This window comes from Fertoeibacter niger (genome assembly GCF_009380135.2).
Taxonomy (GTDB): Bacteria; Pseudomonadota; Alphaproteobacteria; order Rhodobacterales; family Rhodobacteraceae; genus Fertoeibacter; species Fertoeibacter niger.
Window position 1 is genome coordinate 171,726 of sequence record NZ_WHUT02000001.1, and the last position, 15,602, is coordinate 187,327.

General features: G+C 64.6%; 17 protein-coding genes and 1 tRNA gene. 5 read left to right on the top strand and 13 right to left on the bottom strand.

Annotated elements, in window-relative coordinates; all coding sequences use genetic code 11:
* Positions 1–43: 43 nt before the first annotated feature.
* From GEU84_RS00895 to dddP, 6 genes are all read right to left on the bottom strand, one after another.
* Positions 44–1,111: a flagellar motor switch protein FliG gene (locus GEU84_RS00895; protein ID WP_152823626.1), complete on the bottom strand. Its 1,068-nt coding sequence runs from the start codon at positions 1,109–1,111 to the stop codon at positions 44–46.
* Positions 1,112–1,180: 69 nt separating this feature from the next.
* The gene (locus tag GEU84_RS00900; RefSeq protein ID WP_174539245.1) at positions 1,181–1,345 is read right to left on the bottom strand and encodes a hypothetical protein; all 165 of its coding nucleotides are present in this window, start codon (positions 1,343–1,345) and stop codon (positions 1,181–1,183) included.
* A 19-nt stretch (positions 1,346–1,364) separates the two neighbouring features.
* Entirely contained in the window at positions 1,365–1,910 is a 546-nt protein-coding gene (locus tag GEU84_RS00905; protein ID WP_152823627.1) for a tetratricopeptide repeat protein, read from the bottom strand.
* Positions 1,911–2,046: 136 nt separating this feature from the next.
* Positions 2,047–3,354 carry an adenylosuccinate lyase gene (purB, locus tag GEU84_RS00910; RefSeq protein WP_152823628.1) on the bottom strand — a complete coding sequence of 436 codons (1,308 nt, stop codon included), beginning with the start codon at positions 3,352–3,354 and terminating at the stop codon, positions 2,047–2,049.
* A gap of 105 nt (positions 3,355–3,459) precedes the next feature.
* The gene (locus tag GEU84_RS20995; protein WP_241427539.1) at positions 3,460–3,717 is read right to left on the bottom strand and encodes a putative hemolysin; all 258 of its coding nucleotides are present in this window, start codon (positions 3,715–3,717) and stop codon (positions 3,460–3,462) included.
* Complete coding sequence (gene dddP, locus GEU84_RS00920; RefSeq protein ID WP_152823629.1) at positions 3,714–5,042, bottom strand: dimethylsulfonioproprionate lyase DddP; 1,329 nt, start codon at positions 5,040–5,042, stop codon at positions 3,714–3,716. Before dddP ends, GEU84_RS20995 begins: the two co-directional genes overlap by 4 nt.
* A gap of 215 nt (positions 5,043–5,257) precedes the next feature.
* On the opposite strand from dddP, the gene GEU84_RS00925 reads away from it, so the two are divergent.
* Positions 5,258–5,995 carry a heme-dependent oxidative N-demethylase family protein gene (locus GEU84_RS00925; RefSeq protein WP_241427540.1) on the top strand — a complete coding sequence of 246 codons (738 nt, stop codon included), beginning with the start codon at positions 5,258–5,260 and terminating at the stop codon, positions 5,993–5,995.
* A gap of 6 nt (positions 5,996–6,001) precedes the next feature.
* On the opposite strand, the gene GEU84_RS00930 is transcribed toward GEU84_RS00925, so the two are convergent.
* From GEU84_RS00930 to GEU84_RS00940, 3 genes are all read right to left on the bottom strand, one after another.
* The gene (locus GEU84_RS00930; protein ID WP_152823631.1) at positions 6,002–6,811 is read right to left on the bottom strand and encodes a hypothetical protein; all 810 of its coding nucleotides are present in this window, start codon (positions 6,809–6,811) and stop codon (positions 6,002–6,004) included.
* Positions 6,812–7,207: 396 nt separating this feature from the next.
* A complete protein-coding gene (gene glnA / locus GEU84_RS00935) occupies positions 7,208–8,617 on the bottom strand; it encodes a type I glutamate--ammonia ligase (RefSeq protein ID WP_152823632.1) in 1,410 nt (469 codons plus the stop codon).
* Positions 8,618–8,730: 113 nt separating this feature from the next.
* The gene (locus GEU84_RS00940; RefSeq protein WP_152823633.1) at positions 8,731–9,069 is read right to left on the bottom strand and encodes a P-II family nitrogen regulator; all 339 of its coding nucleotides are present in this window, start codon (positions 9,067–9,069) and stop codon (positions 8,731–8,733) included.
* A gap of 174 nt (positions 9,070–9,243) precedes the next feature.
* Here GEU84_RS00940 and GEU84_RS00945 point away from each other — a divergent pair, with 174 nt between their 5' ends.
* A complete protein-coding gene (locus GEU84_RS00945; RefSeq protein WP_152823634.1) occupies positions 9,244–10,821 on the top strand; it encodes an NAD(P)H-hydrate epimerase in 1,578 nt (525 codons plus the stop codon).
* Positions 10,822–10,913: 92 nt separating this feature from the next.
* Here GEU84_RS00945 and GEU84_RS00950 read toward each other — a convergent pair whose 3' ends face one another.
* Complete coding sequence (locus tag GEU84_RS00950) at positions 10,914–11,402, bottom strand: Hint domain-containing protein (RefSeq protein WP_174539246.1); 489 nt, start codon at positions 11,400–11,402, stop codon at positions 10,914–10,916.
* A 202-nt stretch (positions 11,403–11,604) separates the two neighbouring features.
* Between GEU84_RS00950 and GEU84_RS00955 the strand changes: the two genes are divergently transcribed.
* The 3 genes from GEU84_RS00955 (at position 11,605) to GEU84_RS00965 (ending at position 13,956) form a co-directional block, all read left to right on the top strand.
* Positions 11,605–11,689, top strand: a tRNA-Leu gene (locus tag GEU84_RS00955).
* A gap of 23 nt (positions 11,690–11,712) precedes the next feature.
* Complete coding sequence (tig, locus tag GEU84_RS00960) at positions 11,713–13,047, top strand: trigger factor (RefSeq protein WP_152823636.1); 1,335 nt, start codon at positions 11,713–11,715, stop codon at positions 13,045–13,047.
* Positions 13,048–13,266: 219 nt separating this feature from the next.
* The gene (locus GEU84_RS00965; protein WP_152823637.1) at positions 13,267–13,956 is read left to right on the top strand and encodes an SH3 domain-containing protein; all 690 of its coding nucleotides are present in this window, start codon (positions 13,267–13,269) and stop codon (positions 13,954–13,956) included.
* A 75-nt stretch (positions 13,957–14,031) separates the two neighbouring features.
* Here GEU84_RS00965 and rplI read toward each other — a convergent pair whose 3' ends face one another.
* From rplI to rpsF, 3 genes are read right to left on the bottom strand one after another with little or no spacing between them, the layout of a single operon-like run.
* Positions 14,032–14,616 carry a 50S ribosomal protein L9 gene (gene rplI, locus GEU84_RS00970; RefSeq protein WP_152823638.1) on the bottom strand — a complete coding sequence of 195 codons (585 nt, stop codon included), beginning with the start codon at positions 14,614–14,616 and terminating at the stop codon, positions 14,032–14,034.
* Positions 14,617–14,628: 12 nt separating this feature from the next.
* Entirely contained in the window at positions 14,629–14,856 is a 228-nt protein-coding gene (gene rpsR / locus GEU84_RS00975) for a 30S ribosomal protein S18 (RefSeq protein ID WP_100198517.1), read from the bottom strand.
* A 23-nt stretch (positions 14,857–14,879) separates the two neighbouring features.
* Positions 14,880–15,365, bottom strand: a complete 486-nt coding sequence (gene rpsF / locus GEU84_RS00980) for a 30S ribosomal protein S6 (protein ID WP_152823639.1) — start codon at positions 15,363–15,365, stop codon at positions 14,880–14,882.
* Positions 15,366–15,602: the final 237 nt, after the last annotated feature.

Below are 15,602 nucleotides of genomic sequence, written 5' to 3' on the forward strand. Positions count from 1 at the left end.
GACCGCAAGTGACGGGGATTGCGCTGTGGCAAGGTTCAATCCCTTACTCCTCCTCTGTCAGCAGAACCACCTCGCCCGCCGCCTCCAGTTGGCGGATTGCCGTCACGACGGCCGCCATCGCCGCCTCGGCGTCCTTGTCGCGCGGTTTGCCGCGTGTGGCCATTTCCTCGCGCAGGGCCTGCGCCAGCCGTTGCGACATGTTGGCCAGGATGAACTCCACCGTCGCGGGGGCGACGGCCTCTGCGGCCACCAGCGCCGTCACCATCACTGGCTGATCGACCAGCCGCACCACCTTTGGCACGTCCCGCGTCGCCAGCCGCGCCGGGATATGCGCAAAGGTGAAGATCGCGCGGCGCACCTGTTCGGCAAAGGCGGCATCGGTTTCTTCCAGCCCTTTCAGCACATCCTCGCGCATCAGCGCGCCCGCAACGTTCAGGATCGCCCCCACCCGTTCCACCGGCCCGGTATCAAAGGCGCGGGCGGGCTGGCTTTCCACCTGCTGCGCCAGCGACAGACCGATGCGGCGCACCGTTTCGGGGTTCACATTGCCGGTCATCGACACGGCATAGGCCACGCGGCGGGCCTTTTCGCCGGGCAGGCGGCCCAGCAGATCGGCGGCCTTTGGCACAGGCAGTTTTGAAAGCATCACGGCCGCCACCTCGACGCTTTCCTGTTCCAGCACCGGCAGCAGGCGTTCGGGCGGCAGGGTTGTCAGCCTGTCCCAGGGGTCCGCCTTGGCCGAAGCCCCGGCCAGTCGCCGCAGCCGGTTGGCCGCCGTGGCGCTGATATGGCCATCCATCAGGCCAAGCGCGCCCTCGATCCCGCCGGGGAAAGCCAGGCCCACCTGCTCCAGCTCGGTCACGAATTCATCCACCACGGCGCCCAGGGTGCTGCGGTCGATCAGGCGCATCAGGCCGATCTGTTCGGTCAGCGCGGCCTGCATATGCTCGGGCAGCGCCGACAGCGGCAGCGACGATCCTTCGGCCAGCAGCAGCCGCACGATCACCGCCGCCTTTTCACGGTTGCTGAGTTGACGGGGCGGCGGCGCGGCCCCGGCAGGAACCGCCACCATCCGCTGCGCCGGTGTGATCTGGGCCAAAGCCTGTGCCATGTCGCCTCCTGTGATTCGCATCTGTCAGGGGGCAGCATGGTGCCGCGCGGTTAAGGCCGCCTTTAGGCCTTAGCTGGTCGTCGCGGGAACACAGGCCCTGACGGTCGCGTCATAGGTCTGGCCTTCACCGCAGGCCGAGGCGGTCACGTCTTTTTCATACATGCAGCCCTGTGCCAGGCTGACGCCGGGCAAAAGCGCAAGGAACAGGGCGGCAAGGCTGATCTTCATCGGCATCTTCATTCTCCTGTCAGGGTCAGTGGTTGTAGGTCACTCCGGTGGCAATGGCATGGGCCAGCGCGGTTTCGGCCCAGCTTCCCGCCCCGCCGCGCTGGCGGATCTCGGCCAGTTGCAGGTTGGCCAGTTCGATTTCCCCTTGCACGACAAAGCCCTGGCCCATGTAGGACCGCGCAAGGATATTGCCGGGGTCCAGCACCAGCGCGCGGTCATAGGCTGCCTGGCCTTCTTCCAGCCGCCCGGCCATGCGATGCGCGAACCCCATATAGGTCAGCACCCGGCCGGTTTCGCCCTCGGTCATGGCGGCCAGCACCTGCAAGGCCGCATCCGGCTGCCCGGCATAGGCCAGTTCGCGCGCGGCACGAAAACGGGTGTCGTCGTTCAGCCGGGCATCCTTGGCATCGGTGCAGGTCTTGGTCGCCTCGTCCCACACTTTGCCATCGGTGCAGGTGGTTGTGGTTTCGGTGGGCTTCGGCGGTTCGTCATCATCGGTGCCCACGGCAAAGGCGGCATGGGGCAGGACAGCAACGGCCATGACGGCCAGACCGGTAAGCATGCGCAGCATCGGAGTTCCCAAGCAGTTGTTCGCCCGATCCTACCACGAATCGGGCGAACAACGTGACGGGAAATGGCGCAGCGGCCCGCCGCATGCGCCATTGCGCACCTTTGCGCAAAAAACCGCCAGCCTTGCCCTGCAGGGGTCAGGTGTTGCCGAACACCCGGGCAAAGATCGTGTCCACATGTTTGGTGTGATAGCCCAGATCGAATTTCTCGGCGATTTCGGCGGGGCTGAGGGCGGCGGTCACTTCCGGGTCGGCCAGCAGTTCGGTCTGGAAATCAGCGCCATGCTCCCACACCTTCATCGCGTTGCGCTGCACCAGGCGGTAGCTGTCTTCGCGGCTGACGCCGGCCTGCGTCAACGCCAGCAGCACGCGCTGGCTCATCACCAGACCACGGAATTTGTTCATGTTGGCCAGCATGTTGGCCGGGTAGATCACCAGCTTTTCCACCAGCCCCGCCAGCCGGTGCAGCGCGAAATCCAGCGTGATCGTGGTGTCGGGGCCGATGGCGCGTTCCACGCTCGAATGGCTGATGTCGCGCTCATGCCACAGCGCCACATTCTCCAGCGCCGGGATCACCGACATGCGCACCAGCCGCGCAAGGCCGGTCAGGTTTTCCGACAGCACGGGGTTGCGCTTGTGCGGCATGGCGGACGAGCCCTTTTGCCCGGGGCTGAAAAACTCTTCGGCCTCCAGCACCTCGGTCCGCTGCATGTGGCGGATTTCAATGGCGATATTTTCTATGCTGCTGGCAATCACGCCCAGTGTGGCGAAATACATCGCATGCCGGTCACGCGGGATCACCTGGGTGCTGATCGGTTCAGGCGTCAGGCCCAGTGCCGCGCAGACATGCTCTTCGACGGCGGGGTCGATATTGGCGAAGGTGCCCACCGCGCCGGAAATCGCCCCGGTCGCCACTTCGGCCCGGGCCGCGACCAGCCGCGCGCGCCCCCGCGCCATTTCGGCGTAAAACCGGGCAAAGGTCAGGCCCATGGTGGTGGGTTCGGCATGGATGCCATGGCTGCGGCCGATGCGGACGGTATCCTTATGCTCCATTGCGCGGGCCTTCAGCGCGGCCAGCACCCGGTCCATTCCCGCAAGCAACAGATCCGTCGCGCGCACCAGTTGCACGTTGAAGGTGGTGTCCAGCACGTCAGAGCTTGTCATGCCCTGATGCACGAACCGCGCGTCATCGGCACCGATATGTTCGGCCAGATGGGTCAGAAAAGCGATCACGTCATGTTTGGTGACGGCCTCGATCTCATCAATCCGGGCCACGTCAAAGGTCACGTCCTTTGCCCGCCATACCGCCTCGGCATTGGCCTTGGGTATCACGCCAAGTGCCGCCTGCGCGTCGCAGGCATGGGCCTCGATCTCGAACCAGATGCGGAACTTGGTTTCCGGCGACCAGAGGGCCACCATTTCGGGGCGGGAATAGCGGGGGATCATGGCAGGCCTTTCGGTTGGCAGGGCAGGCGAGGCTGCCTTAGACTGCACGGGCAGCCATGACAAGCGCCGCGCACCCGCTCTGGCAATTCGCGGCCCGGGCTTGCGCTACAGCGGCTCGCTGTCGCGGTAAAGCTTCCATTCCTCGATCACGCTGCCGTCGGGCAGGTGGCAATACAGCAGCGCCGCCTGTGCTTCGCCGCGCTGTTCCAGCCGCCCGCCGCGTTCGTTGCAATAGACCGAGGCCGGGTTGGCCATGCCGATGCGCGTGAGTTCGGGCGCGGTCTGCCCGCCGCTGCCCCCGCCACCGCAGGCTGCCAGCAGGCCAAGCGGCAGGCCGCGCAGAAGTTTGATGCAAGATATCAAGGGCCGCCCATAAGTTGCTGATCAAACGGATATTTTGTCAGGTTCTCATGCCCGGTCTCGGTTATCAACACCTGATCCTCCAGCTTGATCGAGAAATCGCCCCCCTCGGGCGACACCAGCGCCTCGACACACAGCACCATACCGGGTTGAAGGTGATAGTCGAAACTGCCCGCAACCCATTGATCCGGATAGGCAATCAGCGGCCATTCATCGCACAGCCCCACGCCATGCATCTTGCAGCCGTATTTCTGTTTTTGATACTGCGGGGCCAGATGGTGCCCCAGATGCGTCAGATCGTGAAAGCTGACCCCGGGTTTCAGCAGCGCCATGTTGGTCTGGATATGCTCATGCGCGTGCTGCATCGCGGCCACCATGTCGGGGCGCGGTTTGGCATCGCCGATCCACCAGGTGCGGCTGATGTCGATGCAGATGCCATAGCTGCCGATCAGGTCGGTATCAAAGGCCAGAATCTCGTTGTTGCGCAAAATGCGGGGTCCGCATTCCTGAAACCAGGGGTTGGTGCGGGGCCCGGTGGCCAACAGCCGCGTCTCGATCCATTCGCCACCCCGCTTGATGTTCTCGGCATGCAGCACGGCCCAGATCGCATCTTCGGACATGCCGGGTGCTGCCGCCGCCTGCATCGCCGCCACCGCCTTTTCACAGGCATCATGGGCGCAGCGCATGGCAAGAATCTCGTCCACGCCCTTGATCGCACGGGTTTTTTCGGTCAGCTCCTCACCTTCCATCACCTGAAAACCCTGCGCCTCCAGCGCGCGCAGGCCGTGGACCATGATCTTGTCCACCGCCAACCGCTTGTTGCCGCCGCCATGCGCTGCGATCAGATCCTCCACTTCGGCTGCAAAGGCGCGGGCCACTTCGCCCGCCCGGTCGCCGCGGTCAAAATAGAAGAAATCCGCGCCGGATCGCTGCTCGCGCACCAAGGGGTTGAATGACGACAGGAAGGGCGAGTTCTTGTAATCCCAGATCACCATATAGCCATCGGCGCAGATCAACAGCGCGCGAAAGGCGTTGTGCGTGTTCCACAATTGCATGTTGGTGCTGTCGGTGGCGTAGCGGATGTTCAGCGGATCGAACATCAGCACCCCACCATAGTCGCGCGCCACAACCGCTTGCGTCAGCCGCCGCCAGCGATGTTCCCTCATCGCGGCAAGGTTTGGCAAGGCCAGACCCGCCGCCGCCCATTCCCCAAAGGCCAGTTGTGTTGGGCCGATTTCCACCCGGTCATTGTCATTGGGTGATCCATCGCCCAGCGTGTCGCCTCGGCTGGGGTCGATCTTGCGGCGGTCGGAATAATGCTGGGTCATGGCGGGCCTCCGGGCTGGGGCCAGCGTCAGCCAACTGCGCCTGTGCGGCTTGCCCAGCCGCGACGCGCGCCGCGTCGCAAACGGGATCAGCCGTTGCGGCAAAGCGACATCGCCCGGCCGGGCGGCGACGCGGGGCTTGGCCCGCAACGCCGCGCTGCGCTAGTCTGCCCGCGATGGAACCGATCCTGCAAAAAAACCTGCCCTTCGCCCCCTGGATGGACCCGCGCACCGCCCGCCTGCCCGGCATCCTGCCGGTAGAGGGGGACGACTGGCTGCGCGTGGACGATGCCTTTGCCGGCCAGATGGCAGAGCGTGACCGGCTGATCGCCGAGCGCCCGCAACTGGTGCATGGCCTGCTGCCCGAGGCCCGCCCGGCGGCGGCGGAGCTGTTTGCGGCGGTGCTGGCCCGGTTGGCCACGACGCCCGGCTATGTCGTGGCGCCGGATGCCGTGACGCGCCCCGATGGTGTGACGGTGCCGCTGGACCATGACGCGCCACTTCTGACACTGGGCCGTCTGGTGCAAGAGGATCTGTGCCTGATGCAGGCGACTGGTGCCGAACATGTGCTGACCGGGGCGATGCTGTGCTTTCCGGCAAGCTGGACACTGGCGGAAAAGCTGGGCCGCCCGATGACCGGCATCCATGTGCCGGTGGCGCATTACGACGACAACATCGCGCGACGGGTGCAGCGGCTGTTCGATGCGATCCGCCCCGAACAGATGCTGTGGCGGGCTAATGCGCTGGTTTACGACGAACATGCGCTGCACCAGCCAAGGCTGGAGGGTCAGCGCCGGCCCCGCCCGGTGCAGCGGCTGTATCTGCGGTCGGAACGGCAATGCCTGATGCGTCTGCCGGTCAGCCGGGCTGTGGTGTTCTCCATCCACACCTATCTGGTGCGGATGGAGGATGTTTCGCCCGAGGCGCGGGCGGGCATGGCTGCGGCGGGGCTGTAGCCGCGTTCAGATGGCCGCCAGCATGCTTTGCCCCATCGCGCTTTGCGAAAAGGCCAGCGCCGCGCCGGTCAGCGCCATGGCGCGGCCCGACAGGCGCATATCCTCGCCGCGCAGCACCGAATAGGTGATCATGGCCGCACCCACCGGCAGCGACACCAGCACCAGCGTGGCGTTCAACGCATGCACCGCCAGCCGCTGCGCCGGGGTGGCGCGGGGGGCTGGCAGCATGACCGGCGTGGATTCGCCCTGATAGCCCTCGGGGTAAAGCGCCGAGCGCAGCCGCATCAGTTCGGCGCTGGGGGCCTGCGGCCGGTCGGCGCGGTCATTCGCAAGGTCGGTGGCAGGGTGGTTCACCTTGATCTTGATCGGGCGCACGCGGCTGCGTTTGATCACATCCAGCGGCGGCAGTTCTTCGGTCATCGCGTCCAGCAATTCGCTGGTCAGCGGTTCGTCCGACTGGTGCCACAGGATCGCATCGGCCTGAAACCGTGACTGAATCCGGTCCACGATCAGCCGGCACATCGCCTCGCCGCGCTTCAACAGCGGGCTGGTGCCGTCTGATCCGGGACGCGGGCCGACCGAGGCCGTCAGGCAGGCCCCATGGCCGTGGCCGGGGCGTTCGGCATAGCCCAGCACGATGCGGGCATCGTCCAGATCGAACAGCGCGATATCCTCGCAATCCCAGGTCAGCCGGTGGCTTTGCGTTGGGCAGCGCGCAAGTGCGCAATCCAGCTCGCCGACCATATGGGCAAAGTTCAGGCGCGGGGGCTTCACAAACAGAAGCTGGGCAATCGTACTGGTCGATATGTTACGCATGGCGAACTCTCCAACCGGTTTCGTCTGTGCAAACTGCCGGGGCATTGAGCCCGCAATGCGCGGGGATTGTGGCAATAGCAGGGAATTGGCCCTTAACCCCACCGTTGGCGGTTTCGGACCAATCAACGTGGCAAGGGCGAACTGTTTCCTGCCCATTTTTTAGGCAAAAGTCGGCCTCGTCGATAAATCACGCGGGTTCAGAGGTTTAGCGGGCCGAATCGCCCGGCGTGCCGGGGCAGGTTGCGCCAAGTGGGAATTTCGTGGTCCCGATCCCCCTGTCGCTGCGGCGACACTGGCGCGCGGCGCTGTTTCCCGGGCGTCGCAAATCCGCAACCGCAGGCCGAAATGCCAAAGGGCGCCCCAAGGGACGCCCTTTGCCAGAAACTTCCCTGCGGATCAGCAGGAGTAATACATCGCGTATTCGATCGGGTGGGGCGTATGCTCATAGGCATAAACCTCTTCCCATTTCAGCGCCATGTAGCCTTCCAGCTGGTCTTTGGTGAACACGTCACCGGCCAGCAGGAAGTCATGATCCTTTTCAAGCTCTTGCAGCGCCTCGCGCAGGCTGCCGCACACGGTGGGGATCGCGGCCAGTTCTTCGGGCGGCAGATCATACAGATCCTTGTCCGAGGCGGGGCCCGGGTCGATCTTGTTCTTGATGCCGTCCAGACCGGCCATCAGCAGGCCCGCGAAGGCCAGATAGGGGTTGGCCGCCGGATCGGGGAAACGCGCCTCGACCCGCTTGGCCTTGGGCGATTCCGTCCACGGAATCCGCACGGCGCCCGAACGGTTGCGGGCCGAATAGGCCAGCAGCACCGGCGCCTCGAAGCCCGGGATCAGCCGCTTGTAGCTGTTGGTCGCCGGGTTGGTCAGGGCGTTCAGCGCCTTGGCATGCTTGATGATGCCTCCGATGAAATACAGCGCCTCTTGCGAAAGGTCGGCGTATTTGTCGCCTGCGAACAGCGGCTTGCCGTCTTTCCAGATCGACATGTTCACGTGCATCCCCGACCCGTTGTCGCCCTTCATGGGCTTGGGCATGAAGGTGACGGTCTTGCCATAGGCGTGGGCCACGTTGTGGATCACGTATTTGTATTTCTGGATGTTGTCAGCCTGTTCGACCAGACCGCCAAAGATCATGCCCAGTTCGTGCTGGCAGGTGGCAACCTCGTGGTGGTGCTTGTCCACCTTGATGCCCATGCGCTTCATCGTGGACAGCATCTCGCCGCGGATGTCCTGCGCCTCGTCGATCGGGTTCACCGGGAAATAGCCGCCCTTGTGCGCCGCGCGATGCGCCAGGTTGCCGCCTTCCATGGCTGTGTCGGTGTTCCAGGCAGCCGCCTCGGCGTCGATCTGGAACGACACTTTCTGCGGCGTCACGCAGTAGCGCACATCGTCGAACAGGAAGAATTCCGCCTCGGGGCCGCAGTAGAACGCATCGCCGATGCCGCTGGATTTCAGATAGGCCTCGGCCTTTTCCGCCGTGCCGCGCGGGTCGCGGCTGTAGGGCTCGCCCGTGTCGGGCTCCACCACGTTGCAATGCACGCACATGGTTTTTTCGGCATAGAACGGGTCGATATAGACCGAGGACGCATCCGGGATCAGTTTCATGTCGGATTGGTCAATGGATTTCCAGCCCGCGATGGAGGATCCGTCGAACATGAAGCCTTCCTCGAAGAAGTCTTCATCCACAAGATCGGCCACCAGCGTCACATGCTGAAGCTTGCCCTTGGGGTCGGTAAAGCGGATGTCCACATATTCGACATCCTCGTCCTTCATCAGTTTCAGAGCTTTGGCGACTGCGCTCATCATGATGCCTTTCGGTTGAGTGTTGCAGTTTGGGCGGATCGCCCGGTGTCCGTGTGCGCCCCGCATTCGGCCATGCCCGGCAAGGTGCCAGGGCACGCCCCGCGGGGCCGGTGTCAGATCGCGTCGTCGCCGGTTTCGCCGGTGCGGATGCGGATGGCCTGTTCGACGGGGCTGACAAAGATCTTGCCATCGCCGATCTTGTCGGTGCGCGCGGCCGAGACGATGGCCTCGATGGCGGCATCCACCATGTCATCGGCCAGCACGACCTCGATCTTCACCTTGGGCAGGAAATCGACGACATATTCGGCACCGCGATACAATTCCGTATGGCCCTTCTGGCGACCGAAACCCTTGACTTCGGTAACGGAAAGCCCCTGCACGCCGGCGGCCTGAAGGGCTTCCTTCACCTCATCCAGCTTGAAGGGCTTGATGATCGCCTCGATCTTCTTCATGGGCCGACTCCCCCGCTTATTTCGCATTCGAAAGCCAGTGACCACTTCTGTTCCGGCTGAACAATTGGCTAGGCTTCATGGGCAAGGATCAGCCGGGGGATTCTGAATGTGAAGCCCAAATTTTGTGCCATCAGTTGAAAAAATGGGCGAAAAATAAACGAATATGAGGCGTGAATGACCGAACTTCTGACATCTGCCCAAATGCGCGGCATCGAGGCGGCGGCGATGGCCAGCGGCGCGGTCACGGGGCTGGATCTGATGGAGCGTGCGGGGCAGGGCGTGGTTGATGCGCTGCTGGCGATGTGGCCGGACCTGGCCAGCGGCGTTCCGCGCGTGGCGGTGCTGTGCGGCCCGGGCAACAATGGCGGTGACGGTTTCGTGGTGGCGCGGCTGCTGCGCGAACGCGGCTGGCAGGTTGAGGTGTTCGCGCATGGCGCGCCAGACCGCCTGCCGCCCGACGCCCGCGCCAACCATGACCGCTGGCTTGCGCTTGGCCCGGTGGCCCCGCTGGGCGATCTTTGCGGCGGCTTTGGCAAGGCGCATGTCGATCTGGTGGTGGATGCGGTGTTCGGCACCGGGCTGACGCGTGCGCTGGATTGGGATGTGGAACAGCCGCTGGCCGATATCAGCGAATGGCGGCTGAAACCCTGGCGGCAGGGGCACACGCGCATCGTGGCGGTGGACGTGCCTTCGGGGCTCTGCGCCGACAGCGGGCGCGATCTGGGCCTGCGGCTGGCGGCCGATCTGACGGTGACATTTCACCGTGCCAAGCCCGGGCAATATCTGGCCGAGGGGCCGGACCATTGCGGCAGACTGGTGGTGGCCGACATCGGCCTGCCGCCTGCGGCCCCGCGTTCTTCACAGCCGGGCGAGGTGACGCTGGTCGATGCGCGCGCGCCGCGCAGCGCGCTGAAATGGGGCGGGCAGAAATATGACCACGGCCATGTGCTTGTGCTGGCGGGGGGCGTGGGGCAGGGCGGCGCTGCCCGCATGGCCGCGCGCGGTGCGCTGCGCATGGGGGCGGGGCTGGTGACGCTGGGCTGCCCGCCCGCCGCGCTGATCGAGAATGCCGCCCAGCTGAATGCCATCATGCTGCGGCGGGTGGACGACCCGGCGGCGCTGACCGCGCTGCTGGAGGACCGGCGCATCAACGCGCTGTGCCTTGGCCCCGGGCTGGGGGTGGAGCGTGCGGCGGGGCTGCTGCCTGCGGCGCTGGCGGCGCGGCGCGAACAGGCGGCGGTATTCTGGCCCGGGCTGGTGCTGGATGCCGATGCGCTGACCGCGCTGGCCGCTGACCCCGCGCTGATGGCCTTGCTGCACCGCAATTGCGTGCTGACCCCGCATCGCGGCGAATTTGCCCGGCTGTTCCCGGACCTGATCGAGCGGCTGCACGCGGAGCCGAAGGGCGGCCCGGTCTTTTCCAAGGCCGATGCCACGCGTGAGGCGGCGCGGCGTGCGGGCTGCGTCGTGCTGTTCAAGGGGGCCGACACGGTGATCGCCGATCCGGAAGGGCGGTGCAGCATCCACGCCGCCGCCTATGACCGCCCCGCACCCTGGCTGGCCACCGCGGGGGCGGGCGATGTGCTGGCGGGCTTCATCGCCGGGCTGCTGGCGCGGCGCAACCCGGCAGTGCGGGCGGCGGAATCGGCGGCCTGGCTGCATGTGGATTGCGCGCGCAGCTTTGGCCCCGGCCTGATCGCCGAGGATCTGCCGGAGGAGTTGCCGAAGGTGTTCCGCGCGCTGGGGTGGTAGGCGGGGTGGGCGGCGACGATTTTTCTGCGAAAAATCCCGGCGGCCCGCCACGCATGGCCGATTTTTCGCAGAAAAATCGTTGCCGGCAAAGATCAGGCCACCGCCACCCGCCTGGCCCGGCTGCCCAGTTCCATCCCGCCCGCGTAAAGGATCACATGCTCGGCGAATTCCAGATGGAACAGCCGCAGTTCCGCCAGCCGCGCAGCCCGGATGTATTCGCCATCCGCCAACCGGTGCAGCGGCACCAACGCCTCGCGCGCGCCGCACAAAGCCTTTGCCCGCCAGTCGCGCAGCAGCACCGGCTGGTCTGGCAACAGGTGCAGCGCAGCCGCGGGCCGGTCATGCGCCAGCGTGCCCGCGCCCACGCGCAGCACATCGGCCGGGCGCAGCAGCGTCATGCGCAGGCCCGACAGTCGCCGTGCGCCCGCCCGCGTGATGATGCGGTCGCCAGCGCCCAGATATTCCACGGGCAACGCCCCGTCGAGCGTCAGCACCTCGGCCCCTTCGGGCAAGGCAATACTGTGGCGATGCGTGACAACAGGGGCCAAAGCCCCCGCTTTCCCGGTGCCGTTCTGGGTCATGATCGTGCCTGTTCTGCTCTGTCCGGTCTTCTGCCGGTCCATTTGAACCAGCGTAAATGAACAACGGCTGAATGGCGAGGGAATTCCCGGTGCCGCCCCGGCAATTTGCGCTTTTCCTCTCGCATACCTTCCGGGGCTTTGTTAGAAGGGCGCGGATTTTCAGGGCGGCTCCGGTCTTCGGACGGGGGCCGCCCTGTGACATGCGGGTGTGGCGAAATTGGCAGACGCACCAGATTTAGGTTCTGGCGCCGCAAGGCGTGGGGGTTCAAGTCCCTCCACCCGCACCAGAGAACACGGGAAGGACGAACACATGCAGGTCACCGAGACCCTGAACGAAGGTCTGAAACGCGGCTACACCATCACGGTGACAGCAGCGGAACTCGACGCCAAGGTGCAGGAAAAACTGATCGAGGCGCAGCCCGAGGTCGAGATGAAGGGCTTTCGCAAGGGCAAGGTGCCGATGGCCATGCTGAAAAAGCAGTTTGGCCCGCGCCTGATCGGCGACGCGATGCAAGAGGCCATCGACGGCGCGATGAAATCGCATTTCGAGGCATCGGGCGACCGTCCGGCCATGCAGCCCGAAGTGAAGATGGTGGGCGGCGAGACCTGGGCCGAGGGCCAGGATGTCGTGGTGGAAATGGCCTACGAGGCCCTGCCCGAGATCCCCGAGATCGACGCATCGGCCATCACGCTGGAGCGTCTGCTGGTAAAGGCCGAAGACGCGGCGGTGGACGAGGCTTTGGCCAATCTGGCCGCGACCGCCACCACCTTTGCCGCGCGTGAGGCCGGTGAGGCCGCCGCCGACGGCGATCAGGTGGTGATCGACTTCAAGGGTTCGGTAGACGGTGACTTCTTTGAAGGTGGCACCGCCGAGGATTATCCGCTGGTGCTGGGCTCCAACTCCTTCATCCCCGGCTTCGAGGCGCAGCTTGTCGGTGCCAAGGCTGGCGATGATGTCGAGGTGAAGGTGTCCTTCCCCGCAGAATACGGTGCGGCGCATCTGGCGGGCAAGGACGCGCTGTTTGCCTGCACCGTCAAAGAGGTGAAAGCCCCGCAGGCGGCCCAGATCGACGACGAGCTGGCCAAGAAATACGGTGCCGCCGATCTGGCCGCGCTGAAGGCCCAGATCGCCGAGCGTCTGGAGGCGGAATACAAGGGCGCCTCGCGCGCCGTGATGAAGCGCGCGCTGCTGGATCAGCTGGATGGTCTGGTGTCGTTCGACCTGCCTGCCACGCTGGTGGATGCCGAGGCCGCGCAGATCGCGCATCAGCTTTGGCACGAGGAAAACCCCGAAGTCCACGACCACAACCACGGCGCGGTTGAAACCACGGACGAGCACAAGACCCTGGCCGTGCGCCGCGTGCGTCTGGGCCTGCTGTTGGCCGAGATCGGCCGCAAGGCCGATGTGCAGGTGACGGATGCCGAGATGACCCAGGCGGTGCTGGCCCAGGCCCGGCAATACCCGGGGCAGGAGCGCCAGTATTTCGAATTCGTGCAGAAGAACCCGCAGATGCAGCAGCAGCTGCGCGCGCCGATCTTCGAGGACAAGGTGGTTGATTTCATCGTGGCCGGTGCGAATGTGTCGGATAAAGAGGTCGGCAAGGACGACCTGCAAAAGGCCATCGAAGCACTGGACGAGATGTAAGATTTCCCCCTGCGGGAGAGTGAAAGGCCGCCCTCCGGGGCGGCCTTTCGCGTTTTGCGATACGGTTGCGCCCGGTCACATGACAAATGCCGTCTGCCGCCAAGTGGTTGTTGCCCCGCTGCTTTTCATGCTCCATTCTCGATGTGCGGGGACGCAAACCGCGCAGCTCTTGCAGCCTGCGCATCTGTCGCAAGCGCGACAACCGAAAGGCCTTTGCCCATGTTGCCCAAGTTCCACCTCTCTGCCGCCGCTCTGGCGCTGGCTTGCCTGTCGCCGCAGGGCGCATTGGCGCAAAGCAGCGACGCGTGCTATCAGATGGCCGCAAACCTTTGTGGTTCGCACTCGCTTGGCCAGTGTTTCACCTATCAGGGCAACTGGGACAATTTGCCCGATGCCTGCCACGGCGACATCCAGATGCAGATCGAGATGGACCGCGAGTTTGAAGAGCAGGCGCATAGGGATTCGCAAGACCACGGTGCCGCACCCAGCAGCGACCAGTGCTATGAAACCGCCGCGATGATCTGCCACACCATCCCGCTGGGCACCTGTTTCCAGCAGCAGGATGCCTGGGATTCGATTGACGCCTCGTGCCACGGCGACATTCAGCGCCAGATCGAGATGGACCGCGAGGCGAACGAGCAGTCCGGAGCGGAAATCCAGAGCGGCGGCTATGTGACGGGCATGGCCTGGGGCGGCAAGATGCGCGACGGACCGGGGATGAACTTTCGCCAGATCGACAGCATGACCGAAGGCGAAGGCATTGAAATCGTGAGCGATACGGGTCAGTGGTACAATGATTTCCAATGGTATGAGGTGATCGCCCACGGGCGACACGGCTTCGTCTGGGGCGGCAACTTCTGCCACGACGGCGGCGGCCACATGGACGGATCGGGCGGGGCCTGCAACTGACGCGACACGGCTTTGCAGAATAAAAAAAGCGCGCCAGTTGCCTGGCGCGCTTTGGTATTCAGGAAGGCAAAGCGATCAGTCGCGGCCCAGATCCTGGCCGTCCTGGGCGGCGCCCATTTCGCTGAACAGTTCCGCAATCTCGAATTCGGCTTCGGCTTCGGCTTCGGCGGCCAGTTCGGCCACTGATTTGCCCGAGGCTTGCAGCTCGGCTTCTTCGGGCGAACGCGCCACGTTCAGCGTCAGCTTGACCGTCACTTCGGGGTGCAGCGTCACGGTGACGGAATGCAGACCCAGTTCCTTGATCGGACGGTCCAGCACGATCTGGCCACGCTCGACAGTGAAACCGCCGGCGGTTGCGGCATCGGCCACGTCACGGGTGGTGACGGAACCGTAAAGCGCGCCCGAATCGGATGCCGACCGGATCACGATGAACACCTGGCCGTCCAGCTTTTCAGCCACGGCTTCGGCTTCTTTTTTCGTCTCGAGGTTCTGCGTCTCGAGCTGGGCTTTTTTCGATTCGAACTGCTTGATGTTCGCGGGGTTGGCGCGCAGCGCCTTGCCCTGCGGCAACAGGTAGTTGCGGCCGAAACCGTCCTTGACGGTGACGACATCGCCCATCTGGCCCAGTTTGGCCACGCGCTGAAGAAGGATGACTTGCATGTTGGTCGCTCCTTATTTCACGGCATAGGGCAGCAGGGCGAGGAAGCGGGCGCGCTTGATCGCGCGGGCCAGCTCACGCTGCTTGATCGCCGAAACGGCGGTGATGCGCGACGGCACGATCTTGCCACGCTCGGAGATGTAGCGTTGCAGCAGCCGCGTGTCTTTGTAGTCGATGGCCGGTGCGTTGTCGCCCGAGAACGGGCAGACCTTGCGGCGGCGGAAGAAGGGTTTGTTCGCCATGGTTTATGTCCTTTCCTGCCTGATCAACGCCGACGGTCGCCGCCGCCGAAGCCGCCACGATCACCGCCGAAGCCGCCACCGCTGCGTTCCGGGCGATCACCACGGTCGCCGCCAAAGCTGCGCTCGGGACGGTCGCCGCGATCCGGGCGGTCGCCACGGTCGGGACGGTCGCCGCGCTCACGCTCGTCGCGCTTCTGCATCTGCACCGACGGGCCTTCGGCATGGCCATCAACCTTGATGGTCAGAATGCGCATTACGTCGTCATGCAGGCGCATCAGGCGTTCCATTTCCTGCACGGCCGCCGAGGGGGCATCCGATTTCAGAAAGGCATAGTGGCCCTTGCGGTTCTTGTTGATCTTGTAGGCCATCGTCTTGACGCCCCAGTATTCGTGTTCAACGATCTTGCCACCGTTGTCTGCGATCACTGCGGAGAAATGTTCGATAAGGCCTTCGGCTTGCGTGTTGGAAAGATCCTGACGCGCAATGAAAACATGCTCGTAAAGCGGCATGTCAGCTCCATTTCTATCAAGGCGCATTTCATAGGTCGGGCCAAATCCTTGCCGCGGCCCGTCCACGAGAGGCTGCGCCGGTTCACGTGAGTGCGGAAGGATGGGGCCTTATACAGGCGTTTTGCCGCGATGCAAGGGTCAAGCGGTCTTGCTGCGGCGCAGCGTGCCCCGTGGCTGTGACTGGGCGAACACAATATGTTCAAGTCTGTGCAATTGCTTGGGCGATGCTGCGCGTGC

What these genes read in the sequence shown, in the direction of transcription:
- tig (WP_152823636.1), top strand. Translation starts at nt 11,713, where the DNA reads ATGCAGGTCACCGAGACCCTGAACGAAGGTCTGAAACGCGGCTACACC.
- rpsF (WP_152823639.1), bottom strand. Translation starts at nt 15,365, where the DNA reads ATGCCGCTTTACGAGCATGTTTTCATTGCGCGTCAGGATCTTTCCAAC.
- GEU84_RS00925 (WP_241427540.1), top strand. Translation starts at nt 5,258, where the DNA reads ATGGACCCGCGCACCGCCCGCCTGCCCGGCATCCTGCCGGTAGAGGGG.
- rplI (WP_152823638.1), bottom strand. Translation starts at nt 14,616, where the DNA reads ATGCAAGTCATCCTTCTTCAGCGCGTGGCCAAACTGGGCCAGATGGGC.
- rpsR (WP_100198517.1), bottom strand. Translation starts at nt 14,856, where the DNA reads ATGGCGAACAAACCCTTCTTCCGCCGCCGCAAGGTCTGCCCGTTCTCG.
- dddP (WP_152823629.1), bottom strand. Translation starts at nt 5,042, where the DNA reads ATGACCCAGCATTATTCCGACCGCCGCAAGATCGACCCCAGCCGAGGC.
- GEU84_RS00940 (WP_152823633.1), bottom strand. Translation starts at nt 9,069, where the DNA reads ATGAAGAAGATCGAGGCGATCATCAAGCCCTTCAAGCTGGATGAGGTG.
- GEU84_RS00930 (WP_152823631.1), bottom strand. Translation starts at nt 6,811, where the DNA reads ATGCGTAACATATCGACCAGTACGATTGCCCAGCTTCTGTTTGTGAAG.
- GEU84_RS00900 (WP_174539245.1), bottom strand. Translation starts at nt 1,345, where the DNA reads ATGCCGATGAAGATCAGCCTTGCCGCCCTGTTCCTTGCGCTTTTGCCC.
- GEU84_RS00965 (WP_152823637.1), top strand. Translation starts at nt 13,267, where the DNA reads ATGTTGCCCAAGTTCCACCTCTCTGCCGCCGCTCTGGCGCTGGCTTGC.
- GEU84_RS00905 (WP_152823627.1), bottom strand. Translation starts at nt 1,910, where the DNA reads ATGCTGCGCATGCTTACCGGTCTGGCCGTCATGGCCGTTGCTGTCCTG.
- purB (WP_152823628.1), bottom strand. Translation starts at nt 3,354, where the DNA reads ATGATCCCCCGCTATTCCCGCCCCGAAATGGTGGCCCTCTGGTCGCCG.
- GEU84_RS00945 (WP_152823634.1), top strand. Translation starts at nt 9,244, where the DNA reads ATGACCGAACTTCTGACATCTGCCCAAATGCGCGGCATCGAGGCGGCG.
- GEU84_RS00950 (WP_174539246.1), bottom strand. Translation starts at nt 11,402, where the DNA reads ATGACCCAGAACGGCACCGGGAAAGCGGGGGCTTTGGCCCCTGTTGTC.
- GEU84_RS00895 (WP_152823626.1), bottom strand. Translation starts at nt 1,111, where the DNA reads ATGGCACAGGCTTTGGCCCAGATCACACCGGCGCAGCGGATGGTGGCG.
- glnA (WP_152823632.1), bottom strand. Translation starts at nt 8,617, where the DNA reads ATGAGCGCAGTCGCCAAAGCTCTGAAACTGATGAAGGACGAGGATGTC.